Here is a 14,445-nt window from a genome sequence, read left to right on the forward strand (position 1 = left end):
CCGCTCGACTTGCATGTATTAGGCACGCCGCCAGCGTTCGTCCTGAGCCAGGATCAAACTCTCCATAAAAGTGATCCGAAGATCATTTATGAATTCGCTTGTTAGCTCATTCAAAAACTAGCTTGTTAAAACCTTTTGACAGGTCGCTCATTGTTCAGTTTTCAAGGAACAAATGTTTCTCGCTCGTTCGCCCATGTCTCAGCGGCGACTTGATTAATATATCACAGATGCTTGGTTCATTGCAAGCATTATTTTTAGTTTTAATAAAAAACTGTGATACATTACCGCGCCTCAAAAGGGGCAAGGAGTAATATACCACAGCTAGTCTACTGGGGTCAAGCTATTTAGCAACAAGTTTAAGCCTTTGTTCGGGTGATGACTTCTTCGATATATAGCTGTCTCTCGATCGCCAAATTCACGATCGTGCCGTTAACCGAAACCCATGGGCGCGTCGGATGGTTACGATCCGAAAACACGATTTCCCCCATCCGATCGTCGCTTAGGCGAACGACCGTCCCGTTATGGAACTGGGTCGCCTTCTCGATGAAGATCCGCACGTACGCCGGATCCAGCTTCCCGAACGAGTCCTGATGCAGTTGTTCCAAGACGAGATAAGGAGAAGCGGCCTTACGATAGGCCCGCTTCATCGTCATGGCATTGAAAATGTCCGAAATTGCCGCGAATTTGGCATAGGGATGAATCTTCTCGGAACCAATGCCTAGCGGGTAGCCGCTGCCGTCGAAGCGTTCGTGATGCTGCAGCGCGGCCAATTTGACGCCTTCGTTCACGGCGGCGACGTTCTTCAGCAGCTGGTAGCCCAGCACGGTGTGCCGCTTCATCTCTTCCGTCTCGTCCGGCGTCAGCTTGGTGGGCTTGTTCAAGATATCGCGGTCGATCCTCGCGTTGCCGATATCATGCAGCAACCCGGCCAAAGCCGACTGCATCCAGTCCTTCTTAGGCAATCCGTTCCACTGCGCCAACATATAGCAGCATAAGGCAGACATGGTGCTCTTGTGATATAGGTAATCCTCGTCCGGAACGTTTTGCGGAGAGAACGTCAGGATTTTATACGCTTGGCTTTCTTGAAGCAGCAGTTCAAGCTGGTTGCGAATATCGAGAATTGGCAGCGATTGCCCGCTCATCATTTGGTTAAACACGCGTTTGAGCAGCGCAACCGTACGGTCGTATTGCATCATCAGCGACGTCTTCACGAGCGTTTCTTTCGGCTGTTCTTGATTTTTATCGCTGTTCGCTTCCGCCGCCTCTTTCTTCTCCGGCGGCCCGTCGACGACGACCTGTGGCACGAGAAAGGCTTGCAGGATCTCCAGCTCGCGCGGCGTAACGACCTTCCCTTTGTGGAAAAGCACGCTTCCGAGCGGCGTCAACACATCTTGCGTGATTTTGTCTCCCAGCTTGACTTGCGAAACCGTTACCGTGCCCATTGGTCTCTCCCTCACCTTGCTTGCCTCAACTTCGCCTTGCGGAATTACGATTCGTCCGACGCGTCGTGTTCGCCCTCGGCTTCCATCTCTTCTCCGCCCTCCGGCTCTTCGCTTCGCGCGACCCGGGTTACCGTAGCCACGGAATCGTCTTCGCGGATATTAATCAATCGGACCCCTTGCGTATTCCGGCCCATGGTGGAGATATCTCCCATGCTCATGCGAATCAGCGTGCCGGAGGACGTCATGATCATCAGATCCTCGTCGTTCTGCACGACGCGCAGGCTGACGATCAAGCCCTTCTTCTCCTGCACGTTGAGCGTCTTGATCCCCTTGCCGCCACGGCTTTGGGAACGGTATTCGGCCTCCGGCGTGCGTTTGCCGTAGCCGTTGGCGGTCACGATCAGAATATCGCAGCCCGGCAAGACGACATCCATGCCGATGACCTCGTCCTCGTCGTCGGAACTGATGCCCTTCACGCCCGTCGCCGAACGTCCCATTGGACGCACGTCTTGTTCCGGGAAGCGAATAGACATCCCTTGGCTCGTACCCATGATGATTTCCTGCTTGCCGTCCGTTAGCTTGACGCCGATCAAATCGTCGTCTTCGCGGAGGTTGATGGCGATCAGTCCAACCTTGCGGATGTTCGCGTAATCGTCGAGCGGCGTCTTCTTGACGATGCCGTTCTTGGTCGCGAAGAACAGGTAACGGTCCGGTTCGAACGACTCTACCGGAATGACGGCGTTGACCGTTTCGCCTTGCTCGATCTGGAGCAGGTTGATGATCGGCGTTCCCCGTGCCGTGCGGCTGAGATCCGGAATCTCGTAGGCTTTCAACCGGTACACTTTGCCCTTGTTCGTAAAGAAGAGCAGGAAGTGATGCGTATTGGAAACGAACAGATGCTCGACGAAGTCGGTATCCTTCGTATCCATGCCGATGACGCCTTTGCCGCCGCGCTTCTGGCTGCGGTACGTCGTGACCGGCAGGCGCTTCACGTAGCCGGAGTGCGTGACCGAGATGACCACGTCCTCGCGCGGGATCAGGTCCTCGTCGAGAATCTCGTCTTCGCTGGTCATCAGCTCCGTGCGGCGCTCGTCGCCGAACTTCTCTTTCACTTCTTCCAGCTCATCGTGGATGATTTGGAGCACAAGCTGCTCGTCGGCCAGAATGGCTTTGTACTCCGCGATCTTGCGGAGCAGCTCCGCGTACTCGGCCTCGATCTTGTCGCGTTCCAATCCCGTCAGGCGCTGCAGGCGCATGTCCAGGATCGCTTGCGCTTGGTCGAAGCTGAGGCCGAAGCGCGAAATCAACCCGTCGCGGGCCTCTTCAGTCGTCTGGGACGCGCGGATGAGCCGGATCACCTCGTCCAGGTTGTCCAGCGCGATGCGCAAGCCTTCCAGGATGTGCGCGCGGGCCTCCGCCTTCTTCAGGTCGAATTCGGTGCGGCGGCGGATGACTTCCACTTGGTGCTCAAGGTAGTAGAACAAGATCTCGCGCAAATTGAGCGTGCGCGGTTCGCCCTTCACGAGCGCCAGCATGTTGAAGCCGAAGTTCATCTGCATCTGCGTATGCTTGAACAGGTTGTTCAACACGACCGTCGGCGTTACGTCGCGCCGAAGCTCGATGACGACCCGCATGCCGTTGCGGTCGGATTCGTCCCGAAGGTCCGTAATGCCTTCGATCTTCTTCTCGCGCACGAGCTCGGCGATCTTCTCGACGAGACGAGCCTTGACGACCTGGTACGGCAATTCGTGCACGATGATGCGCGCTTTGCCGCCGTTCTCCTCGATCGTCGCGCGGGCGCGCATCGTAACGGAACCGCGGCCGGTCGTATACGCTTGGCGCATGCCTTCCCGACCCATCACGAAACCGGCCGTAGGGAAGTCCGGGCCTTTAATATAATCCATCAATTCGATCGGCGTGATATCCGGCTGGCGGATCATCGCCTGCACCCCGTTGATGACCTCCGTCAGGTTATGCGGCGGAATATTGGTCGCCATCCCGACGGCGATTCCCGTCAACCCGTTAACCAACAGGTTCGGGAAGCGCGCCGGCAGTACGGTCGGCTCGTGCTCCTCGCCGTCGTAGTTCGGGGCGAAATCGATCGTTTCTTTGTTGATATCGCGCAGCATTTCCATGGCGATCTTGGAGAGACGCGCCTCCGTATAACGCATTGCCGCCGCCATGTCGCCGTCGATGGAACCGAAGTTGCCGTGGCCGTCGACGAGCATATAACGGAGCGAAAAGTCCTGGGCCATCCGTACCATCGTCTCGTAAACCGCGGAGTCGCCGTGCGGATGGTACTTGCCGATGACTTCGCCGACGATCCGGGCGGATTTCTTGTACGGTTTGTCCGGCGACATGCCGAGCTCCGACATCGCGAACAGAATCCGGCGATGCACGGGCTTCAACCCGTCCCGGACGTCCGGCAGCGCGCGGCTGACGATGATACTCATCGCATAATCCATAAAGGATTCGCGCATCTCGGTTCCGATATCGCGATCCCTTACTTGCAGGTTGTTCTCTTCTGCCATCGTAAACCTCCTAGAGTTTGCATATGTTTAAGCTTCGCGACGGCCGAAAACGTGAATGACGGCACCGTAGACGAGCGGAAATAATCGGCGAATACCTACTAGAATGATTATAGTTTCGGCTATTTCCGGCCATCCTTAAACGTTTGCAAACATGAAACTTGCCGTGCGCGCGTTCCGTTCCCAAAACTTCCTTCGTTTTGGGCGTATACACGCTCCAAACCTGATTATCCGCCATAAACTAACACGAATTGCGGTCGGTTACTGTCGTATGACGGAAGAACCAAAAAATAGGCATTATCTCTATTATAACATTGAATTTCAACCCTGTCTCCTGGAGGCAAGGGATTCTCGGGCCCGACCCTAACCATGAAAGGTGGAGCATCGTTGGCGATCCAACGCGTAAAAAGCAAATGGGCGAAGACGAAGGTGCTGCTGCTCTCGGAGCCGCTGCGCGAACGGATTCCGGTCACGAAACGTTGGAGCGCCGCGGCGCTCTCGGCCATGCTGGAGGAACACGGCATGGTGTACGTCAAGCCCGATCAAGGGACCTTCGGTTTAGGCGTCGTGCGGGTCGAGAAGCTGCCCGATAACGTCTACGCCTATCAATCCGGCACCGTCCAGCAGCGGTTCGGTTCGTTCGACGAGATGGCCGAATCGCTTAAGACCCGCATCGGAAGCCGCTCCTACCTCATCCAGCAAGGGATTCATCTGCTCACCCATACCGGGCTGCGTTTCGACATCCGCGTCATGGTGCAGCATAATCCCCGTCGCATCTGGGAAACGACCGGCATCATCGGCCGGCTGAGCCATCCCGATAAAATCGTCACGAATTACCACAGCGGCGGTATTCCGATGGCCGTCGACAAACTGATGACTTCCCACTTGACGAAGGAGCAAATCGACAGTTACAAGATGTGGCTCGCCGACATCGGCACCTCCGTCGCCCGTCAGCTGCAAACCCGTTATCCGCGGCTGAAAGAGATCGGCATCGATATCGCGATCGATGAATCGTTCCGGCCTTGGATCCTCGAGGTCAATACGCTGCCGGATCCTTACATTTTCCGCAAGCTGAACGACAAATCGATGTTCCGCCGCATTCGACGGTACTGCCGCGCCTATCGCCGCCCCGTGAAATAAAAACAAGCCGCCCGAACATTCGGACGGCTCGCTGCGCTGCTTGCGCGAAGGGATCAGATGTCGAGGTTCTTGACCGATTTGGCGAATTCCTGAATGAATTCGCGCCGCGGCTCGACGTTATCCCCCATCAGCGTTTCGAAAATATTGTCGGCTTCGATCGCATCCTCGATCGTCACCTGCAGCATCGTGCGGCTCTCGGGATCCATGGTCGTCTCCCACAGCTGGGCGGCGTTCATCTCGCCGAGGCCTTTGTACCGCTGGACGTTGACTTTGGCGCCTTCGCCGAATTCGGCGATGATCGCGTCGCGCTCCTTCTCGGTCTGCGCGTAGCGGACCACCTTGTTGCGCTCGATCTTGAAGAGCGGCGGCTGCGCGATATAGACGAAGCCGGCTTCGATGATCTTGCGCATGTAGCGGAAGAAGAACGTCAGCAGCAGCGTGCGGATATGCGCGCCGTCGACGTCGGCGTCGGTCATGATGATGACCTTATGGTAACGCGCCTTGGAAAGGTCGAAGTCGTCCGCGATGCTCGTGCCGAGCGCCGTAATGATTGCCCGGATCTCCGTGTTGGAGAGAATGCGGTCCAGACGGGCGCGCTCGACGTTCAGGATCTTGCCCCGGAGCGGCAGGATCGCCTGGAAATGACGATCGCGGCCTTGCTTGGCCGAGCCGCCCGCGGAGTCGCCTTCGACGATGTAAATCTCGCTGATCGACGCGTCGCGGGACGAACAGTCGGCGAGCTTGCCCGGCAGCGCGCTTACTTCGAGGGCGCTCTTGCGGCGCGTCAGCTCGCGCGCTTTGCGCGCGGCCTCGCGGGCCCGGGAAGCCTGCAGCCCCTTCTCGACGATCTTCTTCGACACGGCCGGGTTCTCGTCCAGGAACTCCTGGAACTTCTCGGCGAAGAACGATTCCACGATGCCGCGGACCTCGCTGTTGCCGAGCTTGGTCTTCGTCTGGCCTTCGAACTGCGGCTCCGGGATCTTGACGGAAATGATCGCCGTCAACCCTTCGCGCACGTCGTCGCCGGACAGGTTGGAGTCGCTGTCCTTGATGGCGTTCATCTTGCGCGCGTATTCGTTGATGATCCGCGTAAGCGCGCTCTTGAAGCCGGATTCGTGCGTGCCGCCCTCATGCGTGTTGATGTTGTTGGCGAACGAATAAATGTTCTCGGTGTAGCTGTCGTTGTACTGCAGCGCCACTTCGACTTGAATGTTGTCCTTCGCGCCTTCGACATAGATCGGCTCTTCGTGCAGGGCTTCGCGGCTGCGGTTCAAATACTTGACGAACTCGATGATGCCGCCGTCGTATTTGTACGTGTGCGATGCGCCCGTACGCTCGTCGGAGAGCGCGATTTCGATGCCTTTATTCAAGAAAGCCAGCTCGCGGATCCGCGACTGAAGAATTTCGTATTCGTATACGAGCGTCTCGGTGAAGATCTCCCCGTCCGGCTTAAACGTGGTCGTCGTACCGGTGGTCTCCGCATCGCCGATCACTTGCAGCTCGTATTGCGGGATGCCGCGGCGATATTCCTGGCGGTGGACCTTGCCTTCCCGCTTGACCGTCACTTGGACCCATTCCGACAAGGCGTTCACGACGGAAATGCCGACGCCGTGCAGACCGCCGGATACTTTGTATCCTTCGCCGCCGAACTTGCCGCCGGCGTGGAGCACGGTCATGACGACCTCGAGCGTCGATTTTTTCAGCTTCGCGTTCTCCCCGACGGGAATCCCGCGGCCGTTGTCGATAACGGTGATGCTGTTATCTTCGTGGATGATCACTTCGATGCGCGTGCAGAAGCCCGCCAGCGCTTCGTCAATGCTATTGTCAACGACTTCCCATACGAGATGGTGAAGTCCTTTGCCGCTTGTGGAACCGATATACATCCCCGGGCGTTTGCGAACGGCTTCCAGCCCTTCAAGGACTTGAATCTGGCTTTCATCGTACGTGTGCTGATTCGACGACATGCTAGGTTTCACTGCTCCTCTCAACTACCCTGGTCGCGAATTACGTTCGCTGCTCGGGCCTGCAACCTACTTGCCACTTTGCATCCTGACTGCCTGACAACCCTCTAACTAGTCGCAAAATGGTGCGATCGTTTCTTCAGCGTTGAGGATGAGATGGGCGAATAGTAGATCTTGTGTTCCGTCACGACGATGGATTTGGCTTCTTCCTCGCCTATGATTTCGACGTCCTTCCGCTTGCGGGCTTGCGCGACGAATTGCTTGGACAGCTTGGAGGACTGCTCGATCGAGATGTCGAAAATCGCCACGAGCTCCGCGGCACGAATGATTTTTTCCCCGCCTAAATGAATGTACATGCTCCCGCCCTCCATTTCGTTCGTCTTGCAATTACGGCGCCACGCGTCCGTCCTGGACGTGATAGATCCGGGTATCGTGCAGCTTCCCGATGTCTACGCTCTCCAGGCCCGTCGTCGTAATGAACGTCTGAACCTTGGTTTGAAACGTTTCGATCAACTGCGTCTGCCGGTGCTGGTCGAGTTCAGACAGCACGTCGTCGAGCAGCAGCAGGGGGTATTCGCCGATTTCTTCGTGAATCAGCTCGATCTCGGCTAATTTCAGCGAAAGCGCGGTCGTGCGCTGCTGTCCCTGGGAACCGTACACCGACGCTTCCTTGCCGTTGATAAAGAAGGCGATGTCATCGCGATGAGGACCAACGAGCGTCATTCCGCGACGAAGCTCCTGATCCTTGACTTGTGTTAACTTTATCATAAATTGCTCAAATAATATAGATTCTTCTTCCTTGGCGTCGCTTTCGAAGGAGGGCCGGTACAGGATGGTCAGCTCTTCGGAACCGGCGGTAATGCCGGCATGGATCGACTGCGCCCACTTTTGAAGCTTCTCTATGAAGTTTTGCCTTTTTTTCACAATTTTAACACCATACTCGGCAAGCTGCATGTTCCACACGTCCATCATGGCCGCGTTGGCGTTGCCGGGCAGGGTGGATTTGAGGTAGTTGTTGCGCTGCTGCAGCACCTTATGGTACTGACCGAGCGCATGCAAATAACCGGGCTGCACCTGGCCGATCTCCATGTCGAGGAACCGGCGGCGCACGCCCGGCGTCCCCTTGACGATTTCGAGATCCTCCGGCGCGAACATGACCACGTTGAGCGAGCCGACGAAATCGCTCAGCTTGCGCTGCTCCAGCCCGTTGATCCTGGCTTTCTTCCCCTGCTGGGACAACGCAAGATCAAGCGTTACGGTGCCGTAACGCTTCTCGACCTCTCCCCGTATGCGCGCCTCTCCGGCCTGCCAGCCGATTAGCTCCTTATCCTTGCTCGTGCGGTGGGACTTCGTCAGCGCGAGCACCAGGATCGCTTCCAGCAAATTCGTCTTGCCCTGCGCGTTGCGCCCGATGAACAGATTGACCTGGCCGTCGGTCGCCAGCTGAATCTCCTCGTAATTGCGGTAGTGCTGCAGGTGGATGGATTTTAATCGCAATGTAAAGCCTCCCGGTCATCGCCGGCGCCGGCAGCGGACTGCCGCATTACCGTCTCACGATCGTAAACGCGCCGTATCCCTTGATCTCGATCTTATCTCCGGCATACAGCTTGCGGCCGCGCCGGTTGTCCGGCTCCCCGTTGATGACGACCTCGTGCTCCTGCAAGAAGAATTTCGCCGCTCCGCCCGTGTCGATGCATTCGGATAGCTTCAAAAACTGGCCGAGCGCGATGTATTCCGTCGAAATGCCAATCTCTTTCATCATCGTTCCTCCTTGATCAGCCCGTCGTCCGGTACGGCAGGATGAGGTGCAGGCTGTGCGGATGGTCCGTCGGCTTGATGATGATCGGGCTCATGGCGCCGGTAAAGCCGATGAATAAATATTCGCTGTCGATGACTTTCAGCGAATCGAGCATGTATTTGGAGTTGAAGGCGATGCGCAGCTGCTCGCCGGTCATTTCTTTTGCTTCGACCTGCTCCGTGACGCGGCCGAGCTCCGTGGAGCTGGACGAAATTTCGATCGTGCCGTCTTCCTGGGTGACGAGACGGACGATGTTCGTCTTCTCTTCCCGCGACATCAGATAGGCGCGGTCGATCGCGTCGGTCAATTTTTTTGTCGGCAGGACGAGTTCTGTTTTGAAATGCTGCGGAATAATTTTAGAAGTGTCCGGGTAGGTGCCGTCCAGAATCCGGGAATAGAACAGCACGTGGCCGACTTTGAACAGCACTTGATTGTCGGCGACGACGATATCCACATGTGTATGATCGTCCGGAACGATTTTGGACAGCTCGTTCAGCGTTTTGCCGGAGATGACGACGTTGGAGAACCGGTAGCCGTCCGGCGCCTCGACCGATGCGGTCCGGCTGGCCAGGCGGTGGCGGTCCGTAGCGACGAATTTGAGCTGGCCTTCCGCCAGATTCCAGAGCGTGCCCGTCAAAATCGGCGTCTGTTCGCTCGTCGACGCGGCGAAAACGGTTTGGCGAATCATCGATTTCAGCAGGTCACCCGGTACCGCGAGGGATTCGCTTTGCTCGATCGTCGGCAAAATCGGAAATTCTTCCGGATCCAAGCCGACCATCTGGATATCCGTCGAACCGGAGCGAATCATCGTTTGGAACTGTTCCTTTACTTCGATCTCCAGCTCGTCCGACGGCAATTTTTTGACGATTTCGACGAAAAACTTCGCGGGCAGCACGACGCTTCCCGGTTTTTCGATTTTGGCGATGACGAATTCGCCGTTTTCGACGGGAATGAAGCTTTGGATCGAAATGTCCGTGTCGCTGGCGGTCAAGGTGACGCCTTGGTGGTTAACGTCGATTTTGATGCCGCCCAGAATCGGAATGGCGGGACGAGACGACGATGCTTTCGAAACTTGTTGAATGGCGTCGTTCAATTGATCTTTGCGGATCGTTAATTTCATGAAAAGTCACTCCTAAGGAACGGGATCCACGGCAGCGGAATGCGCGGCGTTTCACCTTTATTTAATGATGTTCTTTTAATAATAAGTAGTAGAAGTCGTAGTAGGGGCGCTGAATATGTGGATAAGTGCCGACAACACGGATAAAGCAAGCCTATCCACATGTGTACAGCGTGTGCATAGGCTTGCCGATGAAATGTTGAAGACGTGCATAACGTTGAAGCCCGTTATGAACATGCGCTTCCGATATCAGGTTCAGGTATGATTCTTGATCTTCTCCGTCAACGTTTGAATGATTTTGAACAGCTCCGAATCGGCTTTTAGCTGCTGCGTGATCTTCTCGTGGGCATGGATGACGGTCGTATGGTCGCGTCCGCCGAACGCCTCGCCGATTTTCGGGAGCGAATAATCGGTCAGCTCGCGGGAGAGATACATGGCGATTTGCCTCGGAAAAGCGACAGCCTTCGTGCGTTTGCGCGCCTTGAACTCCTCCAGCTTAAGCCCGTACAGCTCGCCGACCTTCTGCTGAATGTCCTGCATCGTGATCATTTTCGGCCTGCTGGTCGGAATGATGTCCTTGAGCGCTTCCGCAGCCAGATGCGACGAAATGTCCTCGTTGATCAGGGACGAATACGCCACGACGCGGATGAGCGCGCCCTCCAGCTCGCGAATGTTCGTGTCGATCTGGCTCGCGATGTATACCATCGCTTCGTTCGGAATGTCGAGATTCTCCGCCTTCGCCTTTTTGCGCAAAATCGCGATCCGCGTCTCCAAATCCGGCGGCTGGATATCCGTGATGAGCCCCCATTCAAAGCGGGAACGCAGCCGTTCCTCCAGGGTCGGAATTTCCTTCGGCGGACGGTCGCTGGAGATGACGATCTGCTTCCGTTCCTCGTGCAGCGCGTTGAAGGTATGGAAAAACTCCTCCTGCGTCTGCTCTTTCCCCGCCAAAAACTGAATGTCATCGATCAGCAGCACGTCGATGTTCCGGTACTTGTTGCGGAAGCTCTCGCCCTTGTTGTCCCGGATAGCGTTGATGAATTCGTTGGTGAACTTCTCCGAAGACAGGTAAAGCACCCGGGTATTGGGGTTATGCTCTAAAATATAATGCCCGATCGCGTGCATGAGATGCGTCTTGCCCAGACCGACGCCGCCGTACAGAAAAAGCGGGTTGTACGCCTTGGCCGGCGCTTCGGCGACGGCGAGCGACGCCGCATGGGCGAAACGATTGTTGGCGCCGATGACGAAAGTATCGAACATGTACTTGGGATTGAGCATATGCGAGAACGTCTCTTCGGGGCCGACCGGGACCTGCGGCTGCACGACGGGCTGGATCTCGGCCGGCTCGGGAGGCTTGTTCTCTTCGATGACGAATTTAATGTCGAATTGACGCCCCAGGAATTCCTGAAGCGTTGTCCGCACAAGCTTGGTATACCGGCTTTCGAGCCATTCGGCCGCGAAAGTCGTCGGCGCCGTCACGACGACAACGGATTCTCCGCTGAAGGAAGCTTTCGTCGCTTTGAACCAAGTGTCGAAGCTGGGCTTGCTTAGCTTGGTTTGTATGATAGACAGCACCTGTTGCCACATTTCGTGCGTATGGCTATCCACAAATGGGTCACTCCTTATCAAAATCGCCGCGAAGGGCGCAATCAAGCTGAAAATGTCGAATTCGGGGGCATTTCGATGCAGCGTGAATCCACATTGTTGAGGGATGTCAAACCATCGTTATCAATAGGGGATGAATGTTGTTCACATTGTTATCCACAGACTGTTAATAATATCGAGGGGTACTTGGAGTCATCCACACGGAAAACATATTCATCATAGCAAAATAACCCTTGATATTCAACGATTCCGGCCTTTTTATCCACAAATTCAATAGGTTGTGTACAAAACTTATCGACAACACTAGATATTGTTAATATCTTGTTACCATTTCGACATAATCCGGGAAAGTGCGATAAATTCATCCACATGTTATTAATTCCGGCGCGAACGCCGTCCGATTCTTATTTTATCCACAGTTTGAATTTGGCAGTCGCGTCCACACTTCCCGCAGCCAGCGGAAGGTTGACTTTTGCCCATGCGCATGTTTTAATTGAAAAAGGCGTTTTTTACGGAGAATGCTCATCGTTCGATTTTTCTTATCGGCCCTTGCAGCATCCTCGACGAGGGAAATGAACGATCGCGAATCGTGAAGACGACGATCAGAAGATAGCATGCAGTCTGGATTGAGTAAGGATAGGAGGTGCAAGGATCAATGAGACCTACATTTAAACCGAATGTGAGCAAGCGTAAAAAAGTTCATGGTTTCCGTAAGCGTATGGCTTCCGCAAATGGACGCAAAGTGCTGAGCGCCCGTCGCCAAAAGGGAAGAAAAGTACTGAGCGCGTAACTTTAAGACCACTTTACGTGGTCTTTTTTTCATTTATATGGGTCATACTATAGCTATAAAGGTTCGGTGAGGATGCGACGTGCAAAGAAAGCTGCGATTGCGTAACCGCGAAGATTTCAGCCGGATATACCGCAACGGGAAATCGTTCGCCAACAGCCAGTTCGTCGTGTACTGGTCCCGGCAGCATAAAGCGGAGCCGTTCCGGCTCGGCGTGTCGGCCAGCAAGAAGATCGGCAACGCCGTCGTGCGGAACCGGATGAGAAGGCTCGTGAAGGAGATCGTCCGCCAGCAGGGGGAGCGGATCGTCGAACAGCTCGATTTCATCGTGATCGTCCGGAAGCCGGCCGTCGGTCTTAGCATGAAGGAACTCGAAAAAAGCATGCTCCACGTATTGAAGCGCGCAGGGCTATTGAAGCAGCACCGCTAAGCCTTGTAATCGCTTTACCGCCGGGGCGGGCTTGTTTCTTTGTGCCCTGATATGTGATATAGTTTACCTGAATGATTATGCGGCGCCTGCGCCTTTTACGAGGTCTGCGCTTATGGTATGCAGAGAGGAGATTTACATGTTGTCCCGTATCTCGAAACGAACATGGTTTACGGCATTCGCGCTTATTGCCGTGATGTTTTTCCTGAGCGGCTGTTCGTCGGCCACTCACCCGGTTTCAATGGATGACCTTTCGCACGGCAACTTCTGGCAGCGCAACGTCGTCTACTATTTCTCTCTGGCTCTGGAGGAGTTCGCGAAGTGGTTCAACGGCGAGTACGGCATCGCGATCCTGTTGATGGTGGTCATCGTCCGGACGCTGATCCTTCCGCTTACGATCAAGCAGTATCGCAGCTCCAAAGCGATGCAGGCGCTGCAGCCCGAGCTCGCGAAGCTGAAAGAGAAACACAAGGACAACCCGCAGAAGCAGCAGGAAGAAACGATGAAGCTGTTTCAGCAGCATAAAGTAAATCCGCTCGCCGGCTGTTTGCCGCTGATCGTGCAGATGCCGGTTTTCATCGCGCTGTACAACTCGATTTATATGAACGAGAACATTCGTGAGCATACATTCCTCTGGCTGCAGCTTGGCGAGAAGGACCATACGTACGTGCTGCCGATCCTGGCCGCGATTACGACGTTCGTGCAATCCAAAATGATGTCGTCCCAGCAAAAAACGATGCCGGCGATGCAGGGCATCATGCTCATTTTCCCGGTATTGATTTTCGTGATGGCGATTTCGTTCCCGTCCGCGCTTCCGCTTTACTGGATTTTCAGCAACACGTACACCATTGTGCAAAATTATTTCCTTTATGTCCGCACCTCACCGAAAGATAAGGAGAGTGTCCCCGCGAAATGAAGAAAATCATAGCATCGGGCAAAACGATCGAAGATGCTGTACGAAATGGTTTAACGGAATTGCAAGTATCCGCGGAACGCGTAAACGTCACCGTAGTGGAAAAACCGAGCAAAGGCTTGTTCGGCCTGATCGGCGTCCGCGCCGCGAAGGTGGAGCTCGCGCTGCTGCCGGACGCCGTCGAGACGGCCAAGTCCGAGTCCGTTCCGGCCGTCGCGCCGGCGCCGGTGATTCCCGCGGCGGACAAGCCCGCTTCGCCGTCGGCTTCGGCAGATGCCATCCTCGAAACGGAACGATTCATTATTGAAGTGGCAAGAACGATGGGACTTGACATTACGATTGCCCGTAACGATTCGAAAGAAGGATTGGTTCTGGCGCTGTCCGGCACCGGCGATCTCGGCATGCTGATCGGCCGCCGGGGGCAGACGCTCGATGCTTTGCAATACCTGGTCAATATCGTGGCCAACCGTTACTCCAACAGCCATTTGCGGATCGTGCTCGATGCGGAAGATTTTCGCGATCGGCGGCGCAGGACGCTCGAAGAATTGTCGGACCGCTTGGCGGGGCAAGTCATCCGGACTCGGAAGGAAGTCGTCCTCGAGCCGATGGCGCCCCACGAGCGCAAGATCATTCATTCGCAGCTCCAGAATCACGGCAAGGTCAAGACGTTCAGCAAAGGCGAAGAGCCGAACCGGCGGGTCGTCATTACGCTGAGGCATGGTTAGGT

General features: G+C 55.4%; 13 protein-coding genes and 1 rRNA gene. 5 read left to right on the plus strand and 9 right to left on the minus strand.

The features are described from left to right. The 3 genes from I8J29_RS22850 to gyrA all read right to left on the minus strand — a co-directional run. A 16S ribosomal RNA gene (locus tag I8J29_RS22850) occupies window positions 1–69 on the minus strand; the annotation flags it as partial. A gap of 287 nt (window positions 70–356) precedes the next feature. After that, window positions 357–1,442, minus strand: coding sequence for an HD-GYP domain-containing protein (locus tag I8J29_RS22855; RefSeq protein WP_208849781.1), 1,086 nt, complete (start codon window positions 1,440–1,442; stop codon window positions 357–359). Between the two features lie 44 nt (window positions 1,443–1,486). After that, a complete protein-coding gene (gene gyrA, locus I8J29_RS22860) occupies window positions 1,487–3,973 on the minus strand; it encodes a DNA gyrase subunit A (protein WP_208849782.1) in 2,487 nt (828 codons plus the stop codon). Window positions 3,974–4,357: 384 nt separating this feature from the next. Between gyrA and I8J29_RS22865 the strand changes: the two genes are divergently transcribed. Further along, on the plus strand, window positions 4,358–5,110 hold the full coding sequence (locus I8J29_RS22865; RefSeq protein ID WP_208849783.1) for a YheC/YheD family protein: 753 nt from the start codon (window positions 4,358–4,360) through the stop codon (window positions 5,108–5,110). Between the two features lie 53 nt (window positions 5,111–5,163). Here I8J29_RS22865 and gyrB read toward each other — a convergent pair whose 3' ends face one another. The 6 genes from gyrB to dnaA form a co-directional block, all read right to left on the minus strand. Next, a complete protein-coding gene (gene gyrB / locus I8J29_RS22870) occupies window positions 5,164–7,074 on the minus strand; it encodes a DNA topoisomerase (ATP-hydrolyzing) subunit B (protein ID WP_208849784.1) in 1,911 nt (636 codons plus the stop codon). 104 nt (window positions 7,075–7,178) lie between these two features. Continuing rightward, window positions 7,179–7,427, minus strand: a complete 249-nt coding sequence (gene remB, locus I8J29_RS22875; protein WP_090649306.1) for an extracellular matrix regulator RemB — start codon at window positions 7,425–7,427, stop codon at window positions 7,179–7,181. A gap of 31 nt (window positions 7,428–7,458) precedes the next feature. Continuing rightward, window positions 7,459–8,568, minus strand: coding sequence for a DNA replication/repair protein RecF (recF, locus tag I8J29_RS22880; RefSeq protein WP_208849785.1), 1,110 nt, complete (start codon window positions 8,566–8,568; stop codon window positions 7,459–7,461). Between the two features lie 46 nt (window positions 8,569–8,614). Continuing rightward, entirely contained in the window at window positions 8,615–8,830 is a 216-nt protein-coding gene (gene yaaA, locus I8J29_RS22885; RefSeq protein ID WP_090649301.1) for a S4 domain-containing protein YaaA, read from the minus strand. A gap of 16 nt (window positions 8,831–8,846) precedes the next feature. Then, entirely contained in the window at window positions 8,847–9,989 is a 1,143-nt protein-coding gene (gene dnaN / locus I8J29_RS22890; protein WP_208849786.1) for a DNA polymerase III subunit beta, read from the minus strand. 252 nt (window positions 9,990–10,241) lie between these two features. Continuing rightward, window positions 10,242–11,594: a chromosomal replication initiator protein DnaA gene (gene dnaA / locus I8J29_RS22895; RefSeq protein WP_338113266.1), complete on the minus strand. Its 1,353-nt coding sequence runs from the start codon at window positions 11,592–11,594 to the stop codon at window positions 10,242–10,244. Window positions 11,595–12,246: 652 nt separating this feature from the next. On the opposite strand from dnaA, the gene rpmH reads away from it, so the two are divergent. The 4 genes from rpmH to jag all read left to right on the plus strand — a co-directional run bounded on the left by rpmH (window position 12,247) and on the right by jag (window position 14,443). Next, complete coding sequence (gene rpmH, locus I8J29_RS22900; protein WP_090649292.1) at window positions 12,247–12,381, plus strand: 50S ribosomal protein L34; 135 nt, start codon at window positions 12,247–12,249, stop codon at window positions 12,379–12,381. Window positions 12,382–12,460: 79 nt separating this feature from the next. Next, entirely contained in the window at window positions 12,461–12,808 is a 348-nt protein-coding gene (gene rnpA, locus I8J29_RS22905) for a ribonuclease P protein component (RefSeq protein ID WP_208849787.1), read from the plus strand. A 136-nt stretch (window positions 12,809–12,944) separates the two neighbouring features. Then, on the plus strand, window positions 12,945–13,721 hold the full coding sequence (locus I8J29_RS22910) for a YidC/Oxa1 family membrane protein insertase (RefSeq protein WP_208849788.1): 777 nt from the start codon (window positions 12,945–12,947) through the stop codon (window positions 13,719–13,721). Then, window positions 13,718–14,443 (plus strand): RNA-binding cell elongation regulator Jag/EloR, encoded by a 726-nt coding sequence (gene jag / locus I8J29_RS22915; RefSeq protein WP_208849789.1) that lies wholly within the window; start codon window positions 13,718–13,720, stop codon window positions 14,441–14,443. The genes I8J29_RS22910 and jag overlap by 4 nt, the downstream gene beginning before the upstream one ends. Window positions 14,444–14,445 lie beyond the last annotated feature (2 nt).

It is taken from the genome of Paenibacillus artemisiicola (assembly GCF_017652985.1).
GTDB lineage: Bacteria > Bacillota > Bacilli > Paenibacillales > Paenibacillaceae > Paenibacillus_Z > Paenibacillus_Z artemisiicola.